This window comes from Leifsonia sp. 563, from assembly GCF_040545055.1.
Taxonomy (GTDB): Bacteria; Actinomycetota; Actinomycetes; order Actinomycetales; family Microbacteriaceae; genus Leifsonia.
In genome coordinates this window covers 1-26,567 of record NZ_JBEPLE010000004.1, presented here as the reverse complement: position 1 = coordinate 26,567, position 26,567 = coordinate 1, and the positions used below count along the sequence as shown (strand labels likewise).

The window sequence follows — 26,567 nt, the reverse complement described above, 5'->3', positions numbered from 1 at the left end:
ACCAGAAGTCTTCGAGAAAAAGAAGGTTCCAGTCAGAACATGGCAAACATCAGCATCGCCGACATCAAGGCTCTCCGTGAGCAGCTCGGCACCGGCATGGTCGACACCAAGAAGGCCCTCGAGGAGGCCGGTGGCGACATCGAGAAGGCCACCGAGATCCTGCGCCTGAAGGGTGCGAAGGGCAACGCGAAGCGTGCCGACCGCTCCACCAGCGAGGGCCTCGTCGCCGCCAAGGAGAACGGCAACGGCACCGCCACCATGATCGAGCTCGCGTGCGAGACCGACTTCGTGGCGAAGGGCGACAAGTTCATCGCCCTGTCCGAGAAGGTTCTCGACGCGGCTGCGGCCGCCGGCGCCACCACCGTCGAGGAGGCCCTCGCGGCCCCCGCCGGCAGCCAGACCGTCGCCGAGCTCATCGGTGACGAGGCCGCCATCCTCGGCGAGAAGGTGGAACTCCGCCGCATCGCCGTCGTGAACGGCGATAACTTCGCGATCTACCTGCACAAGACCTCCAAGGACCTGCCGCCGCAGGTCGGTGTCGTCCTCGGTTACACCGGTGACGACGCGGAGACCGCTCGCAGCATCGCGCAGCACATCTCGTTCGCGAACCCGACCTACCTCAACCGCGAGGACGTCCCGGCCGACGAGGTCGAGAACGAGCGTCGCATCGTCGAGGAGATCTCGCGCAACGAGGGCAAGCCGGAGGCCGCGCTCCCGAAGATCATCGAGGGCCGCCTCGGCGCCTACTTCAAGCAGGTCGCCCTGCTCGAGCAGGAGTACGCCCGCGACAACAAGCTGACCATCGCCCAGGTGGTGAAGGATGCGGGCCTGACCATCACCGGTTTCGCCCGGTTCAAGGTCGGCGCGTAACAGATCATGAAGGAGTCCGGATCGTGAACACGATCCGGACTCCTTTTCTGTGCGCGGGAGGATGTCCCTCTCCCGCGAGCACCCACTAGCTTTAACCAGAACCACGCACGGAAGGACGCTATTCACGCATGTCGGCAGCCACCCAGAGACATCCTTCACAGCGACGCAGGGTCCTTCTCAAACTCTCCGGCGAAGCGTTCGGCGGCGGACAGCTCGGCGTCAACCCGGACATCGTCAGCAGCATCGCGCGTGAGATCGCGCAGGCGGCACAGGATGTGGAGATCGCCATCGTCGTCGGCGGCGGCAACTTCTTCCGCGGGGCCGAGCTCTCCCAGCGCGGCATGGACCGCGGTCGCGCCGACTACATGGGCATGCTCGGCACGGTCATGAACTCGCTCGCGCTGCAGGACTTCCTGGAGCAGGCGGGTGCCGAGACCCGCGTCCAGTCGGCGATCTCGATGACCCAGGTCGCCGAGCCGTACATCCCGCGCCGGGCGGAGCGGCACCTCGAGAAGGGCCGGGTCGTCATCTTCGGCGCCGGCGCCGGGCTCCCGTACTTCTCGACCGACACGGTCGCCGCGCAGCGGGCGCTCGAGATCAGCGCCGACGTCGTGCTGGTCGCCAAGAACGGCGTCGACGGCATGTACGACGACGACCCGCGCACCAACCCCGATGCGCGCAAGATCGACCAGATCAGCCACCAGGAGGCCCTGCAGCAGAACCTGAAGGCGGTCGACTCGACGGCCCTCAGCCTGTGCATGGACAACGGGATGCCGATGCGCATCTTCGGGATCGAGCCGGCCGGCAATGTCACGGCTGCTCTGCTCGGCGCCGAGATCGGCACTCTCCTCGGCTGAACGGCCAGCGCTGGTCTTCAATGCCGCCGCCGGTCCGGCACCGGCGGCGGCGTGACCGCGCAATAGACTAGACAGCGACCCACCGATCTGAAGGAGAAACCGTGATCGCGGATGTGATTTCCGATGCCCGTCAGCGCATGAGCAAGACCGTGGACGCGGCGAGGGAGGACTTCGGCACCGTGAGCGCGGGCCGGGCCAACCCGGCACTGTTCCAGAAGGTGCTGGTCGACTACTACGGTTCGCCGACGCCGCTCGCCCAGCTGGCCGGCCTCCAGAACCCCGAGGCCCGCGTCCTGCTGGTCACGCCCTACGACAAGTCGGCGCTGAAGGACATCGAGAAGGCCATCGTCAACATGCCCAACCTCTCGGCCAATGTCGGCAACGACGGCGAGATCGTCCGGGTCACTCTGCCCGAGCTCACCGAGGACCGTCGCAAGGAGTTCGTCAAGATCGTCCGCGGCAAGGGCGAGGACGCCAAGGTCGCGCTGCGCAACATCCGCCGCCGGTCGAAGGACGACCTGGATGCGCTGAAGGGCGAGGTCGGCGACGACGAGCTTGCCCGCGCCGAGAAGGAGCTCGAGGCGATCACGCGCACCCACGTCGACGCGGTCGACGACGCCCTGAAGCGCAAGGAAGCCGAACTCCTCGAGGTCTAGCCGATGACCGACGAGAGCAGCCCCGGGGCGCCGACGCAGGGGGCGCCGACGCCGGGAGCACCGCTGCCTCCCGACGCGCCTGAACTGCACGGTCGCAAGGGCAAGGCACGCTCGCGGGAGGAGTTCCGCGCCCAGGTGCAGGCCACCCGCGCCGACTTCGAGCGTCAGGTTCAGGCACGCAAGGCGCAGCTCGATGCCACGAACGAGCGGATCGCCGAGCGCACGGGCCGCAACCTGATCCTTGCGATCGTGATCGGCCTCGCCGTCGGCGCGCTGGTCCTCGTGAGCCTGATCTTCATCAAGGAGCTCTTCCTGGTGTTCGGGATGGCGATGGCCGGCTTCGCCAGCTTCGAGCTGGCGCAGGCGTTCCGCGGGTCCGGACGCCGTGTGCCCCGCATCCCGACCGTGATCGCCGCGGTCGGTATCGTCCCGGCCACGTTCTTCCTGCACGCGGGCGGCATGCTCGTCGCGCTCACCGCCGGCATCCTGCTCGTCGTCGTCTGGCGGCTGGTCGAGGAGCTGTTCGTGCCCGCCTCCCGGCGCGGCCCCGGCGCCCTCGGCCGGGACCTGCTGTGGTCGGTCTTCGCCCAGCTGTACGTGACCCTGCTGGCCAGCTTCGTCATCCTGCTCCTCGCGGAGCCGGGCGGCGAGTGGTGGGTGCTCGCGTTCCTCATCCTCGTCGTCTCGGTCGACACCGGCGCCTACGTGAGCGGCCTGTCGTGGGGCAAGCACCCGATGGCGCCGACCATCAGCCCGAAGAAGACGTGGGAGGGGTTCGCCGGAGCGGCCGCCGCGGCGATCATCGCGGGCGTCCTGCTGTCGGTGTTCATGCTGGGCGAGGTCTGGTGGTTCGGCATCGTCTTCGGCGTCGTCCTGCTGCTGACCGCGACGGCGGGCGACCTCGCCGAGTCGCTCATCAAGCGCGATCTGGGCATCAAGGACATGAGCTCGTGGCTGCCCGGTCACGGCGGTTTCCTCGACCGGCTCGACTCGATCCTGCCGTCGGCGGCGGCCACCTACGTCCTGTTCCTCATCTTCCGATGACAGAATGGGGGAGTGAGCACCTTCCCCCGCAGCCCCAAGTCCAAGCCGGGCTATGACGTCGAACAGGTGGATGAGTTCCTCAAGCTGGCGCGCCGGGCGTACGACGCCGACGAGGACGCTCCCTCGCTGACGGCCGCCGACATCCGCCACGCGGCGTTCTCGATGGCCAAGGGCGGATACTCCACGACGCACGTGGATGCCGCGCTGGAGCGTCTGGAGGACGCGTTCGCGGCCCGGGAGCGCGAGGCCATCCGCAGCCGCCAGGGCGACGCCTCGTGGTTCGAGGAGGCGCGCACGACCGCGCAGGTCGTCCTGAACCGCCTCGACCGTCCGCTCGGGCACCGGTTCGACCGGGTGAGCTTCCTCACGCTCGGCTACAACCGCAACGACGTCGACCGGTTCGCCAACCGGCTGGTCCGCTATTTCCAGGACGGCCGGCCGATGAGCGTCGAGGAGGTCCGGACGGTCACGTTCCGCGAGCAGCGGGGCGGATACCGGGAGGTCCAGGTCGATCTGCTGCTCGACAGCGTCACCGATGTCATGCTGGCGGTTCGCTGAGTGCGGGCGTCGATTCTTGGTTCTGAGCCCGATGTCCGTTATCGTTCTGTGATCGTGGGTAGACGAGCAGCAGCAGCAGAGATCGTGCCGCTGACTCCGGCCAACCCGGTCGGCGTCGCGTTCAAGCGATCCCGGCGACCGCACATCCGGTCGCGAGCGACCCTTCTGGGCTTCGCGTTCACCGCCGCCGTGGGGTTCGCACTGGTCAATGTGGTCGATCCGTTCTCCGGCACGACCACGACGCCGGCGTACGCGGAGTCTCTGCAGGAGATCCCCACCACGCAGCGCTACGACGGCGCTCCCACCCAGAACCTGACGGCTCCGGATGCAGCCGGCCCGACCATTACGCGCGATGCGGTCACGGTCAAGGAGAAGCCGAAGCCCACTCCGACGCCGACACCCACCCCGAAGCCGTCCGCCAAGAAGTCGTCCGGGGGAGGTGCCGCCCCGAGCGCACCGATTCCGACCGCCGGCACCGCCCGGGACATCGGCTACCAGATGATGCAGGCGCGCGGGTGGGGCGATGACCAGTGGGGCTGCCTCGACACCCTGTGGAGCCACGAATCCGGCTGGCGCGTCAACGCGTCGAACCCGAGCGGCGCGTACGGCATCCCGCAGGCGCTCCCCGGCAGCAAGATGGGGCCAGGCTGGGAGACCGACGCGTCGGTGCAGATCAACTGGGGTCTCGGCTACATCGCCGGGCGCTACGGCACTCCCTGCGGCGCCTGGGGCGTGTGGCAGAGCCAGGGCTGGTACTGAGCCTCGGCTCGAGCTGAGCGTCGCGCTGACCCGCGGTCACCCGTGACCGGCACGCACGATCCGCGTGCCTAAACTGGTCGTATGCCGCGTTCCAACCGTCCCCGAGGCCGCCAGGGCGGTCGCAAGGACGACGAGCCGGACGGCCTGGAGCGGCTGCTCTCCGGCTGGCGGCGCACCGAGGTGCGGCGCGGTGTGGAGTGGAACGTCCAACCCGTCTCGGCCGCGCAGGCGCAGAAGAGCTATCGGTGCCCCGGCTGCGGACGTGACATCGCGCCAGGCATCGCGCACCTCGTCGCGTGGCGCGCCGACGGCGTTCTGGGGGATGCGGCCGACCTGGCCGCACGACGGCACTGGCACGAGTCCTGCTGGAGGATCGCATGACGACCGAGAACGTGAGCACGCAGAGCACCAGCGGCGAGCCCGTCGAGATCCGCGGAGGCGTCGAGCTTCCCGCCCACCGCGAGGACATCGAGCTGCACACCGCCGACGGCCTCACGCTGGTCGGTGAGCTGGCGAGCCCGCTCGACCGCGAGCCGGTCGCGACCCTGGTCACGCTCCACCCGCTCCCGACCGGCGGCGGGTTCATGGACTCGCACATCCTGCGCAAGGCGGCCGGCCGGCTTCCTGCGCTGGCGGACATCGCGGTGCTGCGATTCAACACCCGCGGCACCACCTCGCCGCGCGGACGCAGTCAGGGCTCCTTCGACCACGGTGTCGGCGAGCGGTTCGACGTGGAGGCGGCGATGGCGTTCGTCGCCCAGCGCGGCCTCCCGCATCCCTGGCTCCTCGGCTGGTCGTTCGGCACAGAGCTGGCTCTCATGTACGGACGCGAGTTCCCGGTCGACGGCGTCATCCTGCTGTCTCCGCCTCTGCACCGGGCGAAGCCGGAGCACCTGGCCGCGTGGGCCGGGGACCACCGCCCGATCGTCGCGCTGATCCCGGAACTGGACGACTATCTGCGTCCGGCGGAGGCGGCCGAGCGGTTCCGCCCGCTTCCGCAGATCGAGCTGGTCGATGTGGAGGGCGGGAAGCACCTGTGGGTGGGGGAGAACCAGACCCGCCGGGTGCTCAGCGAGATCGTTCAGCGGATCAACCCCGCCGCTCTGCCGCTGCCGACCGAGTGGCCGCCGCCCGCGTCCTAGAGCGTGAAGGTCGTCAGAGTTCGTTCTGGCGCGGGATGACGACCTGCTTGACGATCAGCAGGATGGCCGCCGCGAACGGGATCGCCACGAGCGCCCCGAGAATGCCGAGCAGTGTGCCGCCGGCGAGAGCGGCGACGACGACGAGGGCGCCGGGAACGGAGACCGCGCGGTTCATGATGCGCGGGCTGAGCACATACGCCTCCACCTGCATGTAGATCAGGTAGTAGATCGCCGCGGCGATTGCGGTCGGTGTTCCGGACAGGAAACAGACCGCGACGATGATCACGGAACCGGTGATCGTTCCGACCAGCGGGATCAACGAGAAGAAGAACGCGATCGACGCGAGCAGGATGGGGAACTTCGCGCCGATCACCGTCAGGAAGATCGCGCTCAGGATGCCGTTGACGAGGGCCAGCAGGACCTGCCCCATGACGTACTTGCCGACGGAGTCGGTGATCTGGTCGCCCAGGTCGGCGAACCGCGCCCGGCGGGAGGCCGGGACGAGCTGGTATGCGGAGCGCTTGATCGCCGGCAGCGAAGCCGTGAAGTAGATGGTCAGGATGAGGACGATCACGACGCCGAACACGCCCTGGACGATGCCGACACCGGTCTGCAGCACCTTGGACGTGATATCCGGCAGGTTCTTCTGCAGCCACTCGGTGACCGCGTCGATGTTCTGCTGGTTGACGATGCCGGGGAACTGATGCTGGAGGCTGAGGAACCACTTCTCGGCGTCGCCGTTGTTCACCCACGTGATGGTGTTCTGGACGAGCTGGGTGGCCTGGCTGATCGCGACCGGGACGATCGCCCAGATCAGGCCGATGAAGGCGCCGATGATGACCACGAGCGAGACGACGAGGGCCAGCCAGCGCGGGAACTTGCGGCGCTCGAGGAACGAGATCAGGGGCTCGATGCCGAGCGCCAGGAACAGCGCGGCACCGATGTACGTGATGATCGTCGCGAGGCTGGTGATCGCGCTGAGGATGAGGATCCCGAGCCCGACTCCGAGGGCGCCGATGAGGCCGAGGCGGAACGGGTTCTGGATCTTCATGGTTCCCCCTGGGTCAGTCGCGGTCGGCAGTCACGCTTTCGGCCTGCTGAAGGACGCCGCGCAGGTTCTCGAAGTACCCGGCCACAGCCTCGCGCTCAATCCTAATCTGGGCGAGGCGCTCTTCCGCGTCCGCCACGAGGCGTTGTGTACGCTCCTCCGTCTCCTCGAGCAGAGCCGCGGCCCGCTCCTCGGCGTCGTGGATGACCTGCGTGGCGGTATCTTCGGCCTTCTTCCTCGCCTCGGTGACCGTGCGACGGGCCTCCGCCTCGAACGCCTCGGCTTCGGAACGCGCCTGCGCGGTGCGCTTGACGGCATCCGCCAGCTGCACGTTGGCCTCGTCGAGGTACTTCTGCGTCTGGGCGACCGCCTCCTGGTGCCGCGTGAGGTACTCCTTCTCGGCCTCGTCGCGGCGGGCCTTCAGCTCGACGTCCAGGTCGATGCGGGCCTGGGCGATCTCGCGCGTGCGCGCATCCAGCTCCTCCAGGGTGGAGGTGCGCAGCTGCGTGAGCTCGTTGTCGAGCGCGGCGCGGGCGTTCGCCGCCTCCTGCTCGAACTCGGCCGTGCGCTGAGCGATCTCGGCCTCGAGCGCCGTGCGGGCCTCGGCGGTCTCACGGGCGACCTCGGCGCGGGCCTCCGCGGTCTCCTTCTCGAGGGCGACCCGCGTCTGCTGGGCCTCGTCGGCGAGCGCGACGCGGGTGCGCTCCGCATCCCGTTCGAGCTCCAGCCGCTGCTGCTCACGCTGGTCGGCGAGCTCGTTCGCGGTCGCCTCGCGCTGATCGGCGAGCTCGACCGTGGTCCGGCGCACGTCCTCCGCGAGCCGGCTGCGCGTCTCTTCGGACTCGGCGGCGAGCGCCGACTTCGTCTGCTCCACCTCGGCGGCGAGCGCCTTCTTGGTCTGCTCGACCTCGGCGGCAAGCGCGGACTTCGTGGTGGTGACCTCGGTCTCCAGAGCGGACTTCGTCTGCTCCACCTCGGCGGCAAGCGCCTTCTTCGTCTGGTCGACCTCCGCGGCCAGCTCGGTCCGCGTCCGCTCCACCTCATCCGTCAGAGCGGACTTCGTCGTGGTGACCTCGGTTTCCAGGGCGGACGTGGTCTGCTCGACCTCCGCGGCGAGTGCGGCCTTGGTGGTGGTGACCTCGGTCTCGAGGGCGGACTTGGTCTGCTCGACCTCGGCGGCGAGCGCGGAGGTCGTCGACTCGACCTCCGCAGCCAGACGGGCGCGCTCGGCGGTGAGCTCGGCCTCGACGGCGCTCCGCTCGCGAGCGATCTCGTCGGCGAGCGAGGTGCGGGCGGCATCCACCTCGGAGGCGAGCTGCGCGCGCAGTTCGGCGGCCTCGGCCTCCAGCTCGCGGCGCTGACGGTCGGCCTCCGTGGCCAGGCGGGCGCGCGTGCTGTCGACCTCGGCGGCCAGTTCGCTCGCCGTCTGCTCGCGGTCGGCGGCGAGCTGGGCCGCGGTCGCGGCGCGGTCGGCTTCCAGCCGTGCTCGCGTCTCCGTCGTCTCCTTCTCCAGGGTGGTGCGGGTCTGGAGGGTGTCGTCGGCGAGCTGCGTGCGAGTCCGCTCGACCTCTTCTGCGAGGGTGGATCGGGTCGTGGTGACCTCGTTCTCGAGCGCGGCGCGGGCGGAGGTCACCTCGTTCTCGAGCGCGGAGCGCGTCGTGGTGACCTCGGTCTCCAGCTCCGACTTGGTGCGCTCGACCTCCTCGGTGAGGGCGGAACGCGTGCGGGTGACCTCGTCGGCGAGCTCGGCCTTCGTGCGGTCGACTTCATCGGTCAGGGCGCTTCGGGCGCGGGTCACCTCGGCGTCGAGGGCCGAGCGGGTCTGCTCGACCTCGGCGGCCAGGGCGGCTTTGGTCTGCGCGACCTCGGCGGCGAGCGCCTTCTTCGTCTGCTCGACTTCGGTGGCCAGAGCGAGGCGGGTCGTCTTGTCCTCGTTCTCCAGGTCCGCGCGGGTCTGTGCGGCCTCGGCGGCGAGGGAGGAGCGCTGCTCCTCGACCTCTGCGGCGAGGTCTGCGCGCGCCTGGGCGGCCTCGGCGGCCAGCGCGTTGCGGGTCTCGGCCTCCTCGGCCGCGAGCCGGTCGGCGGTCTCGGCCACGCGCTTGTCGAGGTCGAGACGGATCTGCGCGGCCTCGCGCTCGAACGCGGCGCGGTCGTCGGCGAGGGCGTTCTCGAGCTCCGCCTTCCGGGCGGCGATCGTGCGGTCGAGCTCGGCCGCCTCGGCGCGGGCAGCCTCGGCCTCGCGCGACGCGACCGCTTTGAGCTCCGCCGCCTCGCGGTCGGCCTCGGCCCGGACGGCCGCCGCCTCGCGCTTGCTGGTGGCACGCAGCTCGGCGGCCTCCGTCGCGACGGCGCCGCGGATGGCCGCGGCCTCGCGCATGGCGTCGTTGAGCAGGGTCTCCTTGTCCGAGCGCGTCTTGGCGAGCAGCTCGCCCGACTCGATCTGCGCATCCTCCAGCAGCGTGGTGGCGCGCGCCTGCGCGTCGGCCAGGATGCGCTCGGCCTGCGCGGCGGCCGCCTTCTTGACCTTCTCGATCTCGGCGGCGACGCCGGCGCGAAGCTTCTCGGCGTCGATGTCGGCCTGGGCGATCAGGCGGGTGGACTGCTCCTCCGCGACGCGCAGCGTGTTCTCGAGCTTGGTGCCGAGGCCCGAGTAGGTGGGGCTGCCGACCTCTTCGATCTCGGCGTTGAGGTCTTCGATGCGCGCCTGGAGCCGCTTGATCTCCTTCGCCGACTCCGCGGACTGCGTATTCGACTTGATGAGCTCGCGCCGCAACTCCTGCAGGGCCTTGTCGACCTCGTCCTTGTCGTAGCCGCGGAAGACCTGTGTGAAGTTGGATTCGTCGGTGGCCACTGTTGTTACTCCTGAGGGATTCGGGTCGACCCGCTGCGCGCGTGCCGGGTCGATCCTACAATTCGCGGGTCTACGCCCGCACGGGGGGCTGCGTGAGCGTCCAGACAAGGGTTAGCTGCCTTTCAGGCACGTCCGGTATCGTCGTGTGACTGTGCCCGCCCCCGAACTTCGGCACACGAGGAGTCCTGTTTGCGTTTCGTACTCGCCATCGTCGCGTTCGTCGTCGCCGCGGTCATGATCGTGGCCGGCATCGCGCAACGCACCGTCTTCGCTCCGCCGACCCACATCGAGGCCGGCACCTCCGTCTCCGGCGACCCGCGGTATGTGGTCGTCGACGGGTCGGTGCTGAACGCGCACCCCGGCCAGCAGACGCTGACCGTGACGGGCGCCCCCGACGGCGCGAAGCAGGTCGTGGCTTACGGCCGTACAGCGGACGTGAAGGCCTGGCTCGACGACCAGAAGTACGTCGAGGTCGGCTACCGCACCGCCACGGGCAAGCTGACCACCAAGAACGTGACGCCGAAGGCGGCCGACACGAAGGGCGACGGCACGAAGGATGACGAGGGCGCGGCATCCGGCTCGACCGCTACGCCGACTCCCGCTGCCACGCCGTCTCCGTCCGCGTCCGCCGGGGCCGCCTCCGGGTCGACGAGCGGTACCGCCGCGACGACCGCCGGACCAAACCCGGCCGGCTCCGACCTGTGGCTCGAGGAGTTCGACGGCCAGGCCGCCCAGGTCACCCGCATGAACATCCCCGACGACGTCAGCGTCATCGTCGCCTCCGATGGCACGAAGGCCGCACCGTCGCGCGTCACCGTCACCTGGCCCGTCGACTCCAGCACCCCGTGGGCGTTCCCGCTGATCATCGGCGGCATCGTCCTGCTCCTCATCGGCATCGCCCTCTACCTCTGGGGTCTCTACACGCACCGCCGCTCGCGCGGCCCCCGCCGGAAGAGCGGACCGAAGATGCCCAAGCTGCCCAAGGCCCCCAAGTACAAGCCCACCGCCATGATCGAGACAACCCCGCGCGGCCGCCGCTCGACTCGCCGTGCCCGCGTCATCATCCCCGCCGCCCTCGCCGGAGTCCTTGCGCTGACGGGCTGCACCACGGGTACCGACGCCGCGACGACGCCGACGAAGACCGCGACGCCGCTCGCCACCGAGGCGCCCGACGCCAAGGATCAGCTGCCTCCCGCCGTCACGGTGCCCCAGCTGGAGCGCATCGTGAAGCGCGTCTCCGAGTCCGCCGCGCAGGCCGACGCCAAGGCGAGCCCCGACCTCGCCAAGGAGCGCTTCACCGGGCCCGCCCTTCAGCTCCGCGAGGCGAACTACGCCATCCGCGCGAAGAAGGCCGACGAGCCGCCGCTGCCGGCCATCCCGGCGAGCCCGATCGTCCTGTCGCTCCCACAGGCCACCGACGCCTGGCCGCGCACGGTCGCCGCCGTCATCGAGACGCCGAAGGACGCGAAGGGCACCGCTCAGGCGCCGATCGCGATCACCATGGTGCAGGAGACCCCGCGCGACAACTATCAGGTCGAGTACGCCGTCTCGCTCGAGCCCAAGGCAAAGGTCCCGAACCTCGCGCCGGCGAGCATCGGCTCCGCGGTCGTGCCTCCGGACTCCAAGCTGCTCGCCCTACCGCCGCAGAAGGTGGCCGCCGCGTACGGCGACATCCTGATGAACGGCGACAAGAGCCAGTACGCGAACCTTTTCAGCGCGGAGGGCGACACCCTGCGCACCCAGGTGGGAGCCGAGTGGAAGGCCAAGCAGAAGGCCGCCGTCCCCGCGACCGCATCGCTCGAGTTCACGAGCCAGCCCGGGGCAGGGACGGACGTGGCCATGGCCACCAACGACTCCGGTGCGATCGTCTGGACCGATCTGCAGGAATCGCAGGTGCTCAAGGTCGTCGAGGCCGGTGCCGAGGTGAGCGCGGGCGCGACCGCCGCGGCGCTGACCGGCGTCGCCTCGTCCAAGACCGGCATCGAGTCCACGTTCGGCTACCAGCTGGCGTTCTACGTGCCGCCCGCGGGCTCAAATGCGAAGATCACGCTGCTCGGCTTCTCCCAGGGAATGATCTCCGCCAAGCAGCTCTGATCCGTCCACCGTCGAGTACGCACAAACTGCACGCTTTCCCACCGATGAGCGTGCAGTTTTTGCGTACTCGACGGGGGTGCGGAGGGTGCTGGGGCGCGCGAGGGCGGCAGGGACGCGAGTATCCTTGATTCTCGTGCGCACGCATCTGGAGGAACAATGAGCAACGTCCCGCCGCCGCCCACGAACCTGCGCGGAGCTGTCGATCTGAGCTCCCTCGTCAACCGTCCGCCCGCGGGTGAGGCGCCGGAGGGCCAGGCGCCCGCCGGGGCGCTGACCCTTCCGAGCCTCTACTTCGAGGGCACGGACGCGAACTTCAACGACTTCATCGACCTGTCCATGCGGGTGCCGGTGGTCGTCGACCTCGGCACCGAGCGGTCCGACCAGTGGAAGCAATTCACGGCCCTCCTCGACCGCGTGGTCGCCGGCTTCGGCGGGCGTCTGGTGCTGGTGAAGGTGGATGTGGATGCCAACCCCCAGCTGGCACAGGCCTTCCAGGCTCAGTCCGTTCCTGCGGTCGCCGCGCTCGTGGCCGGGCGGCCCGTCCAGCTCATCGTCGGCGCCCTGCCGGAGTCGCAGATCACTGACGTGTTCGAGCAGCTTCTGCAGCTCGCCGCGCAGAACGGCGTGACCGACACCGTGACCGTCGAGGGCGGCGCGGCCCCCGACGCCGACGCAGCGGCGGCAGAGCCCGCGCCGGAGCCCCCGCTCCCTCCGCTTCACGCCGAGGCGTACGACGCCATCGAGCGCGGCGACTACGACGGAGCGATCCGCGCCTACAAGACCGCGATCGCGCAGGATCCGCGCGACACCCTGGCGGTCGCCGGCCTCGCCCAGGTGAGCCTCCTGGCACGACTCGGCGGCCACACCGCCGACGAACTCCGCTCGGCCGCGGCGCAGGCGCCCGACGACGTGGATGCGCAGCTCGGCGTCGCCGACCTCGACATCTCGGGCGGCCACGTCGACGACGCCTTCGACCGCCTGCTCACGCTCTTCCCGAAGCTCGACGCGAGCGGCAAGGAGACCGTGCGCACGCGCATCCTCGACTATTTCGAGATCGTCGGCGTCGACGACCCGCGTGTCGGCAAGGCCAGGGCTAGGCTGGCTTCGCTGCTGTACTGAGCCCGTCCCCACCGGGCACCGGGCGGCGGCCCATCGTCGTGCCGGCGATCTCCGGCAGTCGAAGCTGAGGGAGTGACCCCGCATGTCCCGTGTGCTCGTCATCGGAGGCACCGGCCTGGCCGGACGCGCCGTGACCGCCGAAGCCGTCGAACGCGGCCACCAGGTGGTCGTCGCCGCCCGCCGCGTGCCGGACGACGACTCCGACCGGTTCGTCCTCGGCGCCACCTACGTCACGGCGGACATCGTGACCGGCGACGGGCTCGAGGAGGCGGTGGACGGCGTCGACGTCCTGATCGACGCCAGCAACGCGGTCGGCAAGCAGGCGGCCCACGTCTTCGCCACGGGAGCGCAGAACCTTCTGCACACCGCCGCCCGCTTCGGCGTGCAGCGTGCCGTGCTGCTCTCCGTGGTCGGCACCGACCGCTCGGCGTACGGCTACTACCGCGCGAAGGCGGCACAGGAGCGCGCCTATCTCGAGTCGCCGCTCGACACCCGGGTGGTGCGCGCGACGCAGTTCCACGACTTCGTCACCGCGATCTTCGACCGGGGGAGGCCGCTGGGCGCCATCCTGTCGCCCTCCGGCGTGCGGTTCCAGCCCATCGCGGTGACGGATGTCGCTCGCGTGCTCGTCGACGTCGCCGAGGGCGCAGGGGAGCCGGACAGCGTGATCAGCATCGGCGGACCCCGCGTGGAGTCGGCACGCGACCTGGCCGAGCAGCGCAAGCGGGCCAGCGGTAGCCGCCGCTACATCCTGCCCGTCCGGCTGGGCGGCGCGCTCGGGACGACGTGGCGCGCCGGACGCAACCTGGCGCCCGAGCACGCCGTCGACGGCGTCGGCTACGGCACCTGGCTCGAGACCGGCACCTGACAGCCGCCGACCGGCGACCCGGCTATCGGCGCGGTTTCAGCCAGAGGGCGCCGAGCGGCGGAAGCGTGAGCACCGCCGACGCGGGGCGACCCATCCACGGCTCGTCGAGCGCCGTCACAGAACCGAGGTTGCCGACCCCGGAGCCTCCGTAGGCCTCGGCATCGGTGTTGAGCAGCTCCTCCCACTCGCCGGCGAACGGCAGCCCGACGCGGTACCCGCTGTGCGGCGCCCCGGAGAAGTTGAACAGCATCACGATCGGGTCGCCGTCGCGGTCTTTCCGGAGGAACGCGATGACGTTGCCCTGGGCGTCGGACCCGTCGATCCACTCGAAACCGGCCGGCTCGTTGTCCAGCGCCCACAGCTGCGGGTGCTCGCGGTAGAGGGCGTTCAGCTGCGAGACGAGGTTCCAGAGGCCCTGATGCGCCGGCTGGTCGAGGATCCACCAGTCGAGGCCGCGTTCCTCGCTCCACTCGGACGGCTGGCCGAACTCTTGACCCATGAACAGCAGCTGCTTGCCCGGGTGGCCCCACATGTACGCGAGGAACGCGCGCACGTTCGCAAGCTGCTGCCAGTGGTCGCCGGGCATCTTGGTCAGCAGGGAGCCCTTGCCGTGCACGACCTCGTCGTGGCTGATCGGCAGCAGGAAGTTCTCGCTCCAGGCGTACACGAACGAGAACGTGATCTCGCTGTGGTGGTAGCTGCGGTACATCGGGTCCTCGTGCATGTACTGCAGCGAGTCGTGCATCCAGCCCATGTTCCACTTCAGCCCGAAGCCGAGGCCGCCGGACGACGTCGGGGCGGTCACACCGGTGTAGCTGGTCGACTCCTCGGCGATCATCACGGTGCCCGGGTTGCGCTTGTAGGCGGTCGCGGTGACCTCCTGCAGGAAGCCGATCGCCTCCAGGTTCTCGCGGCCGCCGTGGATGTTGGGCACCCACTCGCCGTCGGCACGCGAGTAGTCGAGGTACAGCATGGAGGCGACGGCGTCGACCCGCAGGCCGTCGATGTGGAACTCCTCGAGCCAGTAGAGGGCATTCGCGACCAGGAAGTTGCGCACCTGCGAGTTGCCGTAGTCGAAGATGTAGGTGCCCCAGTCCTTGTGCTCGCCGCGGCGCGGGTCGGCGTGCTCGTAGAGCGGCTGGCCGTCGAAGCGGGCGAGCGCCCAGTCGTCCTTGGGGAAGTGCCCGGGCACCCAGTCGAGGATGACGCCGATGCCCGCCTGGTGCAGCCGGTCGATGAGGTACTTGAGGTCGTCCGGGGAGCCGAAGCGGCTCGTCGGCGCGTAGTAGCCGGTGACCTGGTAGCCCCACGACCCGCCGAAGGGATGCTCGGCGAGCGGAAGGAACTCCACGTGCGTGTAGCCGAGGGCTCCGACGTAGTCGATCAGCTGGTCGGCTGCGTCGCGGTAGCCGAGTCCCGGCCGCCACGACGCGAAGTGCAGCTCGTAGACGCTCATCGGGCCCGCGTGCGGGTCCGTCTCGGCGCGGCCGCGCATCCACTCGTCGTCCGCCCATTCGTGGCGGCTGACGGTGATGCGGGAGGCGGTCGCGGGCGGCGTCTCGGCGAACTGGGCCATCGGGTCGACCTTGCGGACCCAGCGGCCGTCCTGCGCCAGCAGGTCGAACTTGTAGATCTCGCCCTCGCCGAGGCCGGGGACGAACAGCTCCCACACGCCGGAGGCGCCCATGTTGCGCATGGAGTGGAGGGTGCCGTCCCAGCCGTTGAAGTCGCCGACCACGCGGACGGCGCGGGCGTGCGGCGCCCAGACGGTGAACGCCGTCCCGACGACGCCGCCGAGGTCGCGCACGTGCGCGCCCAGCGCCGTCCACAGCGTCTCGTGCCGGCCCTCGCCGATCAGGTGCAGGTCGAGCTGGCCGATGGTCGGCAGGAAGCGGTACGGGTCGTCGGCGGTCCACGTGCTCCCGTCGTCGTAGCGCGCCTCGATCAGGTACGCGCCAGGACCGACGATGTCGATTCCCTGCCAGATGCCGTGGCCGACGTGCGCCAGTTCGATGTGGGCGCCGTTGGGCAGCACCGCGAAGACCTCGGTCGCAAGCGGGCGGAGCGCCCGGATGACCGTGATCGGGTCGGCCACCCCCGGCGCCGCGACCTGGTGCTGGCCGAGGACCGTGTGCGGGTCGTGGTGGCTGCCCGTCGCGACGGCCGCGAGCAGCGCGTCGTCCAGGGTGGGCAGGTCGACGGCGGCGGCACCTTCGGGGATCGGGGACATGGCGGTACTCCTCAGGTTGTCTTCTGGTCGGTCAGAGCGGTCGGACGGCCAGGATGTGCACGGGCTCGGTGAATGCGTCCAGGCGCACGTAGTCGTCGGCGCCCCAGGTCCAGCGCTGGCCGGTCACCCGGTCCTTCACCTCGAACTGGGAGCCGAGCGGGAGGCCGAGCGCGGTCACGTCGAGGTGCACGATCGTCTCGCGCACCGAGTGCGGGTCGACGTTGGCGACCACGATCACCGCATCCGGCTTGCCCGTGCGGGTGAACTTGCCGTCGAGGTACTTCGAGTAGACGAGGATGCTGTCGTCCTCGCTGTAGTGGAGGTGCAGGTTGCGCAGCTGCCGCAGCGCCGGGTGCTCGCTGCGCGCCCGGTTCAGCATGGTCAGGTAGCCCGCGAGCGAGCGGCCCTGCGACTGCGCCCTGGCGTAGTCGCGCGGGCGGTACTCGTACTTCTCGTTGTCGATGTACTCCTCGGCGCCGGGCCGGGCGACGTTCTCGAACAGTTCGTAGCCGGAGTAGACGCCCCAGGTGGGCGCTGCGGTCGCGGCGATGGCGGCGCGCACCTTGAATGCGGCCGGCCCGCCGAACTGCAGGTACTCGGTGAGGATGTCCGGTGTGTTCACGAACAGGTTCGGCCGCAGGTAGTCAGCGGTCTCGTGCGCGAGCGAGTGGAGGAACTCCTCGAGCTCCTCCTTCGTGTTGCGCCACGTGAAGTACGTGTACGACTGCTGGAATCCGGCCTTCGCCAGGGTGCGGAGGATTGCAGGACGGGTGAACGCCTCGGCGAGGAACACCACATCCGGGTCGGTCGCGTTGACCGTGTGGATGAGCCACTCCCAGAAGTGCAGCGGCTTGGTGTGCGGGTTGTCGACGCGGAAGATGCGGACGCCCAGCGACATCCAGTGCCGCACGATGCGCAGCACCTCCTGCCGGAGCCCCTCGTAGTCGTTGTCGAAGTTGATGGGGTAGATGTCCTGGTACTTCTTCGGCGGGTTCTCGGCGTACGCGATGGTGCCGTCGGGGAGGGTCGTGAACCACTCCGGATGCTCGGTCACCCAGGGGTGGTCGGGCGAGGCCTGCAGGGCGAGGTCGAGGGCGACCTCGAGACCGGCCTGCTTCGCCTTGCCGAGGAAGAAGACGAAGTCCTTCTCGGTGCCGAGATCCGGGTGGATGGCGTCGTGGCCGCCCTCAGCGCTGCCGATCGCCCACGGCGAACCGGGGTCGTTCTCGCCGGCGTCGAGCGTGTTGTTGGGACCCTTGCGGAACGTGCGGCCGATGGGATGGATCGGCGGCAGGTACACGACGTCGAAGCCCATCGCGGCGACCTCGGGGAGGCGCTTCGCCGCTGTGCGGAAGGTGCCCGACTTCCAGGAGCCGTCGGGCAGTTGCTTCGCGCCCTCGGAGCGCGGGAAGAACTCGTACCAGCTGCCGACCCCCGCGCGGGTCCGCTCCACCTGGATGGCGCGCGTGGCCGAGAGAGTGGGAAGGCTGACGACCGGGCGCTCGGTGAGGACCTGCTGGATGCGCTCGTCGACGGCGGCGGCGAAGCGCTCATCCACCGGCCGCTTGGTGTCCGCGACGACCTTGGCCGCCTCGGAGAGGTGGCGACGCTCTGCGGTGCTGCGGCGCTTGTCCTTGGATGCGGTGACCAGGAGGTCGTGGCCCATCCGCAGCATCAGCTCGACGTCGATCCCGGCCGGGACCTTCACCTCGGCGTTGTGGTGCCAGGTGGCGTACTCGTCGGCGTATGCCTGAACGCGGTAGCGCCAGAGACCGGTCTGGTCGAGCTGCACCTGCACCTCCCACCGGTCGGTACCGGCGGTCAGCGGGTGCATGTGGTGCTCGGTCTGCTGCCCAGCGGGGTCGAGCAGGATGAGGTCCACCCCGATCTTGTCGTGACCCTCGCGGAACGCGGTCGCGCGGAACGGGATGACCTCCCCGCTGAACGCGGTCGCCGCCCAGAGCCCCTCATCCACCTGGGGGGAGAGCTCGAGAATAGGGATGCGGCCGAGCAGGGGCTCGTACGGGCCCGGTTCCGGGGCGCTGGGTGCCGCCTCCGTCGCGGCGGCTGATGACCTGGTCGCTGCGTTCTTCACCACGCACCCGACCGTACACTCATTAACCCGCCCGTCATGAGGCTCGTTTACAGTGGACCGAGTGAAGGCCATCCGAAGATTCACCGTCCGCGCCGTCCTCCCCGAGAACCTCTCAGCATTGGAGGAGATCGCAGGCAACCTCCGCTGGTCCTGGCACGAGCCCACCAAGGAGCTGTTCGCCCGCATCTCACCCGAGCTGTGGCAGCAGGTGAGGCATGATCCCATCGCCCTCCTCGGCGCCGTCGAGCCGTCGCGGCTCGCCGAGCTCGCCGCCGATCAGGGCTACGTCGACTGGGCGAACCACATCCGCGACGACCTGCGCGCGTACATCCACGACCCGCGCTGGTACCAGTCGCTCGGGGATGCCGCGCCGCAGACCATCGCCTACTTCTCGCCCGAATTCGGCATCGCCGCGACCCTGCCGCAGTACTCCGGCGGCCTCGGCATCCTCGCCGGCGACCACCTGAAGGCGGCCAGCGACCTCGGCGTGCCGCTCGTCGCCGCCGGGCTGTTCTACCGCTCCGGCTACTTCTCGCAGGCGATCACGCCCGACGGCTGGCAGCTGGAGAGCTACCCGGTGCTCGACCCGGACGGGCTGCCGCTCAGCGTCCTCCGCAACCCCGACGGCACGCCCGTCCAGATCTCGCTGGCCCTGCCGGACGGCGTGCTGCACGCCCGGGTCTGGCAGGCGGCGGTCGGCCGGGTGAAACTGCTCCTGCTCGACACCGACATCCCCGACAACGAGGAGCGCCTGCGCTCGGTCACCGACCGCCTGTACGGCGGCGGCGGTGAGCACCGGCTCCTGCAGGAGCTGCTGCTCGGCATCGGCGGCGTCCGCGCCGTGAAGGCGTGGACGGAGCTGACCGGCGCACCCGAGGCGGAGGTGTTCCACACCAACGAGGGGCACGCCGGCTTCCTCGGGCTGGAGCGCATCTCCGACCTGATCGGCGAGGGGCTCACCTTCGACCAGGCGCTGCAGGTCGTGCGCGCCGGGACGGTGTTCACGACGCACACGCCGGTCCCGGCCGGCATCGACCGGTTCGACAGGGCGCTGGTCCAGCGGTACTTCTCCACGTCCCTCCTTCCGGGCGTGAGCGCCGACCAGGTGCTGCCGCTCGGCGCGGAGGACTACCCGGGCGGCTCGCCCGACGTGTTCAACATGGCGGTCATGGGCCTGCGCCTCGGCCAGCACGCGAACGGCGTCTCCAAACTCCACGGCGACGTCTCCCGTCATATGTTCAACGGCCTCTACCCGGGATTCGACCCGCAGGAGGTGCCGATCGACTCGGTCACCAACGGCGTCCACGCGCCCACCTGGACCGACCCGATGCTGCGCGCCCTCGCGCTGGAGCGCCTGGGCACCGAGGACACGACGCACGCCGACTGGGGCAACGCGTCGGCCGTGGGCGACGCCGACCTGTGGGGCGTCCGGACCCGGATGCGCGAGCAGCTGGTGCAGGATGCGCGGCGCCGTCTCATGGCGGCGTGGGAGGACCAGAACCCGGGCGGCATCGCGCCGGCGTGGATGAGCGACCTGCTCGACCCGAACGTCCTCACCATCGGCTTCGCGCGGCGCGTGCCGACGTACAAGCGGCTCACGCTCATGCTGCACGACCCGGACCGGCTGCGCCGCATCCTCACCGACCCCGAGCGGCCCGTGCAGTTCGTGATCGCCGGCAAGTCGCATCCCGCCGACGACGAAGGCAAGCGCCTCATCCAGAAACTCGTGCAGTTCGCGTCCGAGGCGGACATCCGCCAGCGCATGGTGTTCCTGCCCGACTACGACATCGGGATGGCGCAGCTGCTCTATCCCGGAACCGACGTCTGGCTGAACAATCCGCTGCGACCGCTGGAGGCGTGCGGGACGTCCGGCATGAAGGCGGCCCTCAACGGCGCGCTCAACCTGTCGATCCTCGACGGCTGGTGGAACGAGTTCTACGACGGCGAGAACGGCTGGGCTATCCCGTCCGCAGATGCGGCCGGAGACGGCGCCGAGCGCGACGCGCTCGAGGCCGAGGCGATGTACGACCTGATCGAGCACCAGATCGCGCCGCGCTTCTACGAGCGCGACGGCGACGGGGTTCCGACCGCGTGGGTCTCGCGCATCCGCCACACGCTGGCCACGCTGTCGTCGCCGCTCTCGGCCGAGCGCATGGTGCGCGAGTACGTCGAGCGGCTCTACCTCCCGGCCTCCAACTACGAGAACCGGCTGAGCGAGAACGACTACGCCGAGGCGCGGTCGCTCGCCGCCTGGAAGCAGCGGGTCGAGGCCGCGTGGCCCGGCGTCGCGGTGACGCACGTGGACGCGGGCGGAGTGGATGCGGTGCCGCAGGTCGGCGACGAGTTGCACGTGCGCGCCCTGGTCCAGCTGAACGGGCTCTCGCCGGACGACGTCGAGGTGCAGGTCGTCTACGGCCGCAGCCAGGAGGGCGACGAGCTCACGGACGTGCACCGGCAGGCGCTGACCGTCGACAACGGCGTGCCGGGTACGCACGACGCGTCGGTCGCGCACGAGTTCGTCGGCACGGTCCGCCTGGGCTGGGCGGGATCCTTCGGCTACACGGTCCGCGTGGTGCCGGTGAACGACCTGCTGCTCACCCCCGCCGAGCTCGGTCTCGTGACCACCGCCTCCTGACCCTCCGCCTCGTCCCGTCCGCCCACCGTCGAGTACGCACAAATTGCACGCTCACGTCCCATCCGGCGTGCAAAGTTTGCGGACTCGACGGTGGGCGGACTCGACGCTGGGCGGTGGGGCTGGAGTGAGACGGGTCAGCGGGTCATGCGGACGGCGAGGATGGTGGCGTCGCCGGCGGGATGCGTCATGGTCGCGCCGTCGCGGGTGAAGCCGTTGCGGCGGTAGAAGGCCTCGGCCCGACCGTTGCCGTCCATGACCCAGAGGTATGCGGGTGCGTCGCCGATCGCGGCGTCGAGCAGCTGCTGGCCGGCGCCGGAGCCGTAGGCGCTCGCGAGCAGGTAGATGCCCTCCAGCTCGCGGTCGCGCGGCGCGTCGTCGTCGCGTCCTCGACCTGCGGTCGCCCAGCCGACGATCGTGCCGTCGCGCTCCGCGACGAAGGCGTCGGTCTCGCCGCGCTCCAGGATGCGAGACCAGCCGGCGGCGCGACGATCGACATCGAGGGAGGCGAGGAAGTCGGCAGGCATCCGTCCGGCGTACGCCTCGCGCCACGCCGTGACGTGCACCTCCGCGATGCCGCGCGCGTCGTCGACGGTCGCCCGCCGCACCGTCACCGCGGTCATCTCGCGATCGCCCCGAAGGTCCCGTCGGTCGCCCGCAGTAGATCGGCGGGGGAGAGCTCCACATCGAAGCCGCGCTTGCCGCCGGAGACGAAGACGGTGTCGAACAGCTGCGCCGTCTCATCCACCACCGTGGTGTGGCGCGTCTTCTGACCGATCGGGCTGATCCCGCCGACCACGTAGCCGGTGCGGCGCTCGGCGACGGCCGGATCGGCCATGGTCGCCCGCTTGGCGCCGACCGCGGCCGCGAGCGCCTTGAGGTCGAGCATCCCGGTGACCGGGACGACGCCGACGACGAGTCCGAGGTCCGTATCGGCCAGCAGCGTCTTGAACACGCGGTCCGGCTCGACCCCCAGTGCTTCCGCCGCCTCCAGCCCGAACGACGGCGCGGCCGGGTCGTGCTCGTACGGATGCGCGGTGAAGGGGATGCCCGCAGCGGTCAGCGCAACAGTCGCCGGAGTCCCCGCCGGCGCCTTCTGCCGGGCCATCAGACGCGCGGTCCGTTCGCCCGGTACAGCTGCATCGACGTGCCTCCGACGAGTCGCGTGTCGCCGGGGGCGAACTCGGTCGCGTCCTCGGGGATCGGGACCTCGGTCGCCGAGTCCCACAGCAGTTGGTACGAGGTGACGCCGGGAGCCGCAGGGAGCGACACCTCCACGTCGTCCTCCACACCGTGCACGATGAGCAGGATGCGGTTGAACTCCTCCTTGTCGGGCGTCGACGCCGCGAGGTACTGCAGCGTGCGGTTCTCCGGGGAGTTCCAATCCTCGTCGTCCATGCGCTGACCCGTCGCGTCGTACCAGTCCATGTGGCTGGCGTTCGGCGTCGTCTGCCCGTCGACGGCGTACCGGCTCGGGCGGAGCGCCGGGTTCTCGCGCCGCAGCTGCAGCAGCCGTTTCGTGGTGTCGTACAGCTCCCGCTGCTCGCGTGTGCGCAGCCAGCTCAGCCAGGTGAGCTCGCTGTCCTGGCAGTACGCGTTGTTGTTTCCGCGCTGACTGCGTCCGTACTCGTCGCCCGCGGTGATCATCGGGACGCCGGCGGAGAGCAGCAGCGTGCCCAGCAGGTTCCTGATCGCCTTACCGCGCATGAGCAGGATGGCCTCATCCGTCGTCGGGCCCTCCACGCCGTGGTTGAACGACCGGTTGTTGTCGGTTCCGTCGCGGTTGTTCTCGCCGTTGCCGAGGTTGTGCTTGACGTCGTAGGCGGTGAGGTCGGCCATGGTGAAGCCGTCGTGCGCGGTGACGAAGTTCACCGAGGCGAGCGGTCCGCGCTCGGGCGAGAAAGTGTTGGAGGAGCCGGCCAACCGGGTGGCGAACCCGCCGATGCCGACCGGCGCCTGCCCGTTGCGGCGGGCCTCGGCGATGTCGGCGAGCCAGAAGTTGCGAACGCGGTCGCGGTAGCGGTCGTTCCACTCGGACCAGCCGGCGTGTCCGTCGGACGGCCCGGGGAAGTTGCCGGTCTGCCATCCGCCGAGCCCCACATCCCACGGCTCGGCGATCAGCTTGACTCCCTGGAGCGCCGGATCGGCGGCCGCGGCGAGGAGCAGTGGATGGTCGCGATGGAACGACGCGTCCGTGCCGCGCCCGAGCGTCGCCGCCAGGTCGAACCGGAAGCCGTCGATCTGCATCTCGTTCGCCCAGTAGCGGAGCGAGTCGAGAACGAGCCGCTGCGGGACGGGGTCGCCGAAGTCGACCGTGTTGCCGCATCCCGTCACATCGATGTACGCGCCGGTCTCGTCGTGCCGGTAGTAGGTCGCGTTGTCGATGCCGCGGAAGCTGGTGCGCGGACCGCCCATGCCCTCTTCGGCCGTGTGGTTGTAGACCACGTCGAGGATCACCTCGATGCCGGCCAGGTGCAGCAGCTTGACCATGCCCTTGAACTCGGCGAGGACGGCCTCCGGGCCGGCCGCCTGCGCAGCGCGCGACGCGTACGGGCCGTGCGGCGTGAAGAAGCTCAGGGTGTTGTAGCCCCAGTAGTTGGTGAGGCCCTCCTGCTGCAGGCGCTGCTCCGACACGAAGGCCTGAACGGGCAGCAGCTCGACCGCGGTGACGCCCAGATCCTTCAGGTAGGCGATGGTCGACTCGTGCGCGAGCCCGGCGTAGCTGCCGCGCAGCTCCTCGGGAACCGACGGGTTCAGCCGGCTGATGCCCTTCACATGCGCCTCGTAGATGACCGTGTGGTCGAGCGGGGTGCCGGGCTTGCGTGCGTCGCCCCAGTCGAAGCCATCGGCCACGACGACGGAGCGCCAGCCGTCCGAGCTCACGTGCAGGAGGCCGCGCGCGTACGGGTCGATGAGCAGGGCCTCCGGGTCGAACAGGTTGCCGGGCGCCTGCGGGCCGGACACGCGGACGGCGTACCGGCTGCCGACGGTGAGCGAGCGCGAGCGGCCCACCCAGACGTTGTTCGCATCCCGGGTCATCGGCACGGTCTTGACCAGCCAATCCGGGTCGTGCTGGTCGAACAGGCACAGCTCCATGGCATCCGCGTTGGCCGAGAAGACCCTCAGCTCACCCCCGTGCGGCCCGACACGGACACCCAGGTTGCGCAGGGGATCGGTCGAGGTCATGCGATCTAGAGTAGTGACACACGCCTGGATACTTCGGAGGGCACCGTGCCGGTCTACCTCGACCACGCCGCCACCACGCCGATGCGCCCGGAGGCGATCGCCGCCTACACCGAGGCCATGGGCGTCGTCGGCAACCCGTCGAGCATCCACAGTCAGGGGCAGCAGGCCAGGCGGATGCTGGAGGAGGCCCGCGAGACGGTCGCAGCGAGCCTCGGCGCCGACCCGATCGAGGTGGTGTTCACCTCCGGCGGCACGGAGGCGATCAACCTCGCCATCAAGGGCATGTTCTGGGCACGCAACGAGGGGGCGAGCCGGCCGCGCATCCTGGTCCCCGGAGGGGAGCACCACGCCACGGTCGACACCGTCGAGTGGCTGGAGCGCGCCGAGGGGGCCGAGATCTCGTGGCTGCCCCTCGACGGTGACGGCCGCATCCTCGTGCCGGAGCGGATCGCGGGAGACGACGCTGCTCTGCTGACTTTCTTGGCGGTCAACAACGAGGTCGGCACCATCCAGCCCGTCTCGGCGCTCGCCGCGGTCGCGCGGTCGGCGGGCGTCCCGGTGCATGTGGATGCAGTGGCCGCGTACGGGCACCTGCCCATCAACTTCGCCGGGCTGGGAGTGGATGCGCTCAGCGTCTCGGCGCACAAGATCGGCGGACCGGTAGGGATCGGCGCGCTCGTGCTGAGCCGCGCATCCACCGTCGTCCCGCTCATCCACGGAGGAGGTCAGCAGCGGCAGGTGCGCAGCGGGACGCAGGACGTCGCCGCGGCCGTGTCCTTCGCAACCGCCGCCCGGCTGGCGGAGGCGGAGCGCGAAGCGGAGACGGCGCGGCTCTCCGCGCTGCGCGACCGTCTGATCACGGGCGTGCGCGCGGCGGTGCCGGAGGCGGTGCTCAGCGGGCCGGATCCGGTGTCGGGGGAGCGCGTCGCCTCGAATGCGCACTTCACCTTCCCCGGGGCGCAGGGCGACTCGCTGCTGTTCCTGCTCGATCTCGCGGGCGTGTCCGTGTCGACCGGTTCGGCGTGCCAGGCGGGCATCCCGGAGCCATCGCACGTGCTGCTCGCGATGGGACGCGGCGAGACGGAGGCGCGCAGCGCCCTGCGGTTCACGCTGGGGCGCGGGTCGACGGACGCCGACGTGGATGCGCTGCTCGCGGCCCTCCCGGGCGCGTACGCGCAGGCATCGCGCGCGGGACTCGCGGAGCGGGCGCCGCGTCTCGGCCGCTAGCGTCCGCCGTTCTCGTCCGTGGGGATCGAGATTTGGCGCAAATCGTCGTTATGCGGCGGCGATAACCGAGATTTGGCGCAAATCTCTCGCGTGGTGGGCGGCGGGTAGAATCGGCGGGTGAAAGTTCTGGCGGCGATGAGCGGTGGTGTCGACTCCGCAGTGGCGGCGGCGCGGGCCGTCGAAGCGGGGCACGACGTGGTCGGAGTGCACCTGGCGCTGAGCCGGATGCCCGGGACGCTGCGCACCGGGAGCCGCGGCTGCTGCACGATCGAGGACTCGATGGATGCGCAGCGTGCCGCGAACATCATCGGCATCCCGTACTACGTCTGGGACTTCTCCGAGCGCTTCAAGCTCGACGTGGTCGACGACTTCATCGCGGAGTACTCGGCGGGCCGGACGCCCAACCCCTGCATGCGCTGCAACGAGCGCATCAAGTTCGCGGCGCTCCTCGAGAAGGCGCTCGACCTCGGCTTCGACGCGGTCTGCACCGGCCACTACGCGGCCATCGTCACCGACGAGCACGGCAACCGCGAGCTTCACCGAGCGAGCGCGTGGGCGAAGGACCAGTCGTACGTGCTCGGCGTGCTGACCGCCGAGCAGCTGGCGCACGCGATGTTCCCCCTCGGCGCGACTCCGTCGAAGGCGGAGGTGCGGGCGGAGGCCGCCGCGCGCGGCCTGAGCGTCGCGAACAAGCCGGACTCGCACGACATCTGCTTCATCCCCGACGGCGACACCCGCGGCTGGCTGGCCGAGCGCGTCGGCACCGCGACGGGCGACATCGTCGACCGCGAGGGCAACCGGCTCGGCACGCACGAGGGTGCGCACGCCTACACGGTCGGTCAGCGGAAGGGCCTGAACGTCGGCTACCCGTCTCCGGACGGCCGCCCGCGGTTCGTCCTGGAGGTGCGGCCGAAGGAGAACACGGTCGTCGTCGGCCCGCGCGAGGCGCTCGACATCGCCGAGATCGCCGGCTCGCGCTTCACCTGGGCCGGGATGCCGCCAGCCGACCCGTCCACGCCGTTCGCCTGCGAGGTGCAGATCCGCGCGCACGCCGACCCGGTGCCCGCCGTCGCGTCCGTCACCGGCGGCGAGCTCCTCATCCGCCCGGATGTGCCCCTGAACGGCGTCGCCCCCGGCCAGACCGCCGTCGTCTACGTCGGCACCCGCGTCCTCGGCCAGACCACGATCGACCGCACCGTCTCCGCCGTCCCCGCCTGACCCTCCGCCCCGCCGTCGGGGTGGGGGAGCGGTGCTTCAGGGAGGCGGGCATAAGGTCGAGCCAATATGTTAATAGAAGGCGGAGGGGGTGGAGCGGGTGGACTGGGTGGGTG

Annotated in this window: 21 protein-coding genes; 14 read left to right on the top strand and 7 right to left on the bottom strand. The window is 70.2% G+C overall.

The genetic code is table 11. The annotated features are described in order from the left end of the window. The first annotated feature begins 39 nt into the window (after nt 1-39). From tsf to ABIC47_RS12775, 8 genes are all read left to right on the top strand, one after another. A complete protein-coding gene (gene tsf, locus ABIC47_RS12810; protein ID WP_089875480.1) occupies nt 40-870 on the top strand; it encodes a translation elongation factor Ts in 831 nt (276 codons plus the stop codon). Nucleotides 871-998: 128 nt separating this feature from the next. After that, nucleotides 999-1,727: a UMP kinase gene (pyrH, locus tag ABIC47_RS12805; RefSeq protein ID WP_018190705.1), complete on the top strand. Its 729-nt coding sequence runs from the start codon at nt 999-1,001 to the stop codon at nt 1,725-1,727. A gap of 101 nt (nt 1,728-1,828) precedes the next feature. Then, the gene (gene frr / locus ABIC47_RS12800; RefSeq protein ID WP_018190706.1) at nt 1,829-2,383 is read left to right on the top strand and encodes a ribosome recycling factor; all 555 of its coding nucleotides are present in this window, start codon (nt 1,829-1,831) and stop codon (nt 2,381-2,383) included. 3 nt (nt 2,384-2,386) lie between these two features. Beyond that, complete coding sequence (locus ABIC47_RS12795; RefSeq protein WP_354480902.1) at nt 2,387-3,427, top strand: phosphatidate cytidylyltransferase; 1,041 nt, start codon at nt 2,387-2,389, stop codon at nt 3,425-3,427. Between the two features lie 12 nt (nt 3,428-3,439). Then, nucleotides 3,440-3,985 carry a DivIVA domain-containing protein gene (locus ABIC47_RS12790; protein WP_018190708.1) on the top strand — a complete coding sequence of 182 codons (546 nt, stop codon included), beginning with the start codon at nt 3,440-3,442 and terminating at the stop codon, nt 3,983-3,985. A 54-nt stretch (nt 3,986-4,039) separates the two neighbouring features. Further along, nucleotides 4,040-4,744 carry an aggregation-promoting factor C-terminal-like domain-containing protein gene (locus ABIC47_RS12785; RefSeq protein WP_231371045.1) on the top strand — a complete coding sequence of 235 codons (705 nt, stop codon included), beginning with the start codon at nt 4,040-4,042 and terminating at the stop codon, nt 4,742-4,744. Between the two features lie 81 nt (nt 4,745-4,825). After that, nucleotides 4,826-5,125: an Rv1322 family protein gene (locus ABIC47_RS12780; RefSeq protein ID WP_020074981.1), complete on the top strand. Its 300-nt coding sequence runs from the start codon at nt 4,826-4,828 to the stop codon at nt 5,123-5,125. Continuing rightward, the gene (locus tag ABIC47_RS12775; RefSeq protein ID WP_354480900.1) at nt 5,122-5,886 is read left to right on the top strand and encodes an alpha/beta hydrolase; all 765 of its coding nucleotides are present in this window, start codon (nt 5,122-5,124) and stop codon (nt 5,884-5,886) included. The genes ABIC47_RS12780 and ABIC47_RS12775 overlap by 4 nt, the downstream gene beginning before the upstream one ends. A gap of 13 nt (nt 5,887-5,899) precedes the next feature. Here ABIC47_RS12775 and ABIC47_RS12770 read toward each other — a convergent pair whose 3' ends face one another. Then, nucleotides 5,900-6,937, bottom strand: a complete 1,038-nt coding sequence (locus tag ABIC47_RS12770) for an AI-2E family transporter (RefSeq protein ID WP_089875482.1) — start codon at nt 6,935-6,937, stop codon at nt 5,900-5,902. Nucleotides 6,938-6,950: 13 nt separating this feature from the next. Further along, complete coding sequence (locus ABIC47_RS12765) at nt 6,951-9,785, bottom strand: DivIVA domain-containing protein (protein ID WP_354480898.1); 2,835 nt, start codon at nt 9,783-9,785, stop codon at nt 6,951-6,953. A 189-nt stretch (nt 9,786-9,974) separates the two neighbouring features. Here ABIC47_RS12765 and ABIC47_RS12760 point away from each other — a divergent pair, with 189 nt between their 5' ends. The 3 genes from ABIC47_RS12760 (at nt 9,975) to ABIC47_RS12750 (ending at nt 13,866) form a co-directional block, all read left to right on the top strand. Beyond that, nucleotides 9,975-11,879, top strand: a complete 1,905-nt coding sequence (locus ABIC47_RS12760; RefSeq protein WP_354480896.1) for a hypothetical protein — start codon at nt 9,975-9,977, stop codon at nt 11,877-11,879. Between the two features lie 156 nt (nt 11,880-12,035). Beyond that, on the top strand, nt 12,036-12,998 hold the full coding sequence (locus ABIC47_RS12755; protein WP_354480894.1) for a tetratricopeptide repeat protein: 963 nt from the start codon (nt 12,036-12,038) through the stop codon (nt 12,996-12,998). Between the two features lie 82 nt (nt 12,999-13,080). Further along, complete coding sequence (locus ABIC47_RS12750; protein WP_018190716.1) at nt 13,081-13,866, top strand: SDR family oxidoreductase; 786 nt, start codon at nt 13,081-13,083, stop codon at nt 13,864-13,866. A 22-nt stretch (nt 13,867-13,888) separates the two neighbouring features. Here ABIC47_RS12750 and glgB read toward each other — a convergent pair whose 3' ends face one another. Both glgB and ABIC47_RS12740 read right to left on the bottom strand, forming a co-directional pair. Next, nucleotides 13,889-16,096, bottom strand: coding sequence for a 1,4-alpha-glucan branching protein GlgB (gene glgB, locus ABIC47_RS12745; RefSeq protein ID WP_018190717.1), 2,208 nt, complete (start codon nt 16,094-16,096; stop codon nt 13,889-13,891). Between the two features lie 31 nt (nt 16,097-16,127). Continuing rightward, on the bottom strand, nt 16,128-18,194 hold the full coding sequence (locus tag ABIC47_RS12740) for an alpha-1,4-glucan--maltose-1-phosphate maltosyltransferase (RefSeq protein WP_502910245.1): 2,067 nt from the start codon (nt 18,192-18,194) through the stop codon (nt 16,128-16,130). Between the two features lie 58 nt (nt 18,195-18,252). On the opposite strand from ABIC47_RS12740, the gene glgP reads away from it, so the two are divergent. Next, nucleotides 18,253-20,826 (top strand): alpha-glucan family phosphorylase, encoded by a 2,574-nt coding sequence (gene glgP / locus ABIC47_RS12735; RefSeq protein WP_354480892.1) that lies wholly within the window; start codon nt 18,253-18,255, stop codon nt 20,824-20,826. Between the two features lie 134 nt (nt 20,827-20,960). Here the strand turns inward: glgP and ABIC47_RS12730 are convergent, their stop codons facing one another. The 3 genes from ABIC47_RS12730 to glgX are packed head-to-tail and all read right to left on the bottom strand — an operon-like array spanning nt 20,961 to nt 24,009. Next, complete coding sequence (locus ABIC47_RS12730) at nt 20,961-21,446, bottom strand: GNAT family N-acetyltransferase (RefSeq protein WP_354480890.1); 486 nt, start codon at nt 21,444-21,446, stop codon at nt 20,961-20,963. Next, nucleotides 21,443-21,931, bottom strand: coding sequence for a Cys-tRNA(Pro) deacylase (ybaK, locus tag ABIC47_RS12725; RefSeq protein WP_354480888.1), 489 nt, complete (start codon nt 21,929-21,931; stop codon nt 21,443-21,445). The genes ABIC47_RS12730 and ybaK overlap by 4 nt, the downstream gene beginning before the upstream one ends. Then, on the bottom strand, nt 21,931-24,009 hold the full coding sequence (gene glgX / locus ABIC47_RS12720; protein WP_354480887.1) for a glycogen debranching protein GlgX: 2,079 nt from the start codon (nt 24,007-24,009) through the stop codon (nt 21,931-21,933). Before glgX ends, ybaK begins: the two co-directional genes overlap by 1 nt. 45 nt (nt 24,010-24,054) lie before the next feature. Between glgX and ABIC47_RS12715 the strand changes: the two genes are divergently transcribed. Next, the gene (locus ABIC47_RS12715) at nt 24,055-25,236 is read left to right on the top strand and encodes a cysteine desulfurase family protein (RefSeq protein WP_354480886.1); all 1,182 of its coding nucleotides are present in this window, start codon (nt 24,055-24,057) and stop codon (nt 25,234-25,236) included. Between the two features lie 117 nt (nt 25,237-25,353). Continuing rightward, entirely contained in the window at nt 25,354-26,454 is a 1,101-nt protein-coding gene (gene mnmA / locus ABIC47_RS12710) for a tRNA 2-thiouridine(34) synthase MnmA (RefSeq protein ID WP_354480884.1), read from the top strand. Nucleotides 26,455-26,567 lie beyond the last annotated feature (113 nt).

Excerpts from the sequence above, each read along its gene's own strand:
- tsf (WP_089875480.1), top strand. The coding sequence starts at position 40 with ATGGCAAACATCAGCATCGCCGACATCAAGGCTCTCCGTGAGCAGCTC.
- ybaK (WP_354480888.1), bottom strand. The coding sequence starts at position 21,931 with ATGGCCCGGCAGAAGGCGCCGGCGGGGACTCCGGCGACTGTTGCGCTG.
- ABIC47_RS12750 (WP_018190716.1), top strand. The coding sequence starts at position 13,081 with ATGTCCCGTGTGCTCGTCATCGGAGGCACCGGCCTGGCCGGACGCGCC.
- ABIC47_RS12730 (WP_354480890.1), bottom strand. The coding sequence starts at position 21,446 with ATGACCGCGGTGACGGTGCGGCGGGCGACCGTCGACGACGCGCGCGGC.
- ABIC47_RS12795 (WP_354480902.1), top strand. The coding sequence starts at position 2,387 with ATGACCGACGAGAGCAGCCCCGGGGCGCCGACGCAGGGGGCGCCGACG.
- ABIC47_RS12775 (WP_354480900.1), top strand. The coding sequence starts at position 5,122 with ATGACGACCGAGAACGTGAGCACGCAGAGCACCAGCGGCGAGCCCGTC.
- ABIC47_RS12755 (WP_354480894.1), top strand. The coding sequence starts at position 12,036 with ATGAGCAACGTCCCGCCGCCGCCCACGAACCTGCGCGGAGCTGTCGAT.
- ABIC47_RS12780 (WP_020074981.1), top strand. The coding sequence starts at position 4,826 with ATGCCGCGTTCCAACCGTCCCCGAGGCCGCCAGGGCGGTCGCAAGGAC.
- pyrH (WP_018190705.1), top strand. The coding sequence starts at position 999 with ATGTCGGCAGCCACCCAGAGACATCCTTCACAGCGACGCAGGGTCCTT.
- ABIC47_RS12770 (WP_089875482.1), bottom strand. The coding sequence starts at position 6,937 with ATGAAGATCCAGAACCCGTTCCGCCTCGGCCTCATCGGCGCCCTCGGA.
- glgB (WP_018190717.1), bottom strand. The coding sequence starts at position 16,096 with ATGTCCCCGATCCCCGAAGGTGCCGCCGCCGTCGACCTGCCCACCCTG.
- glgX (WP_354480887.1), bottom strand. The coding sequence starts at position 24,009 with ATGACCTCGACCGATCCCCTGCGCAACCTGGGTGTCCGTGTCGGGCCG.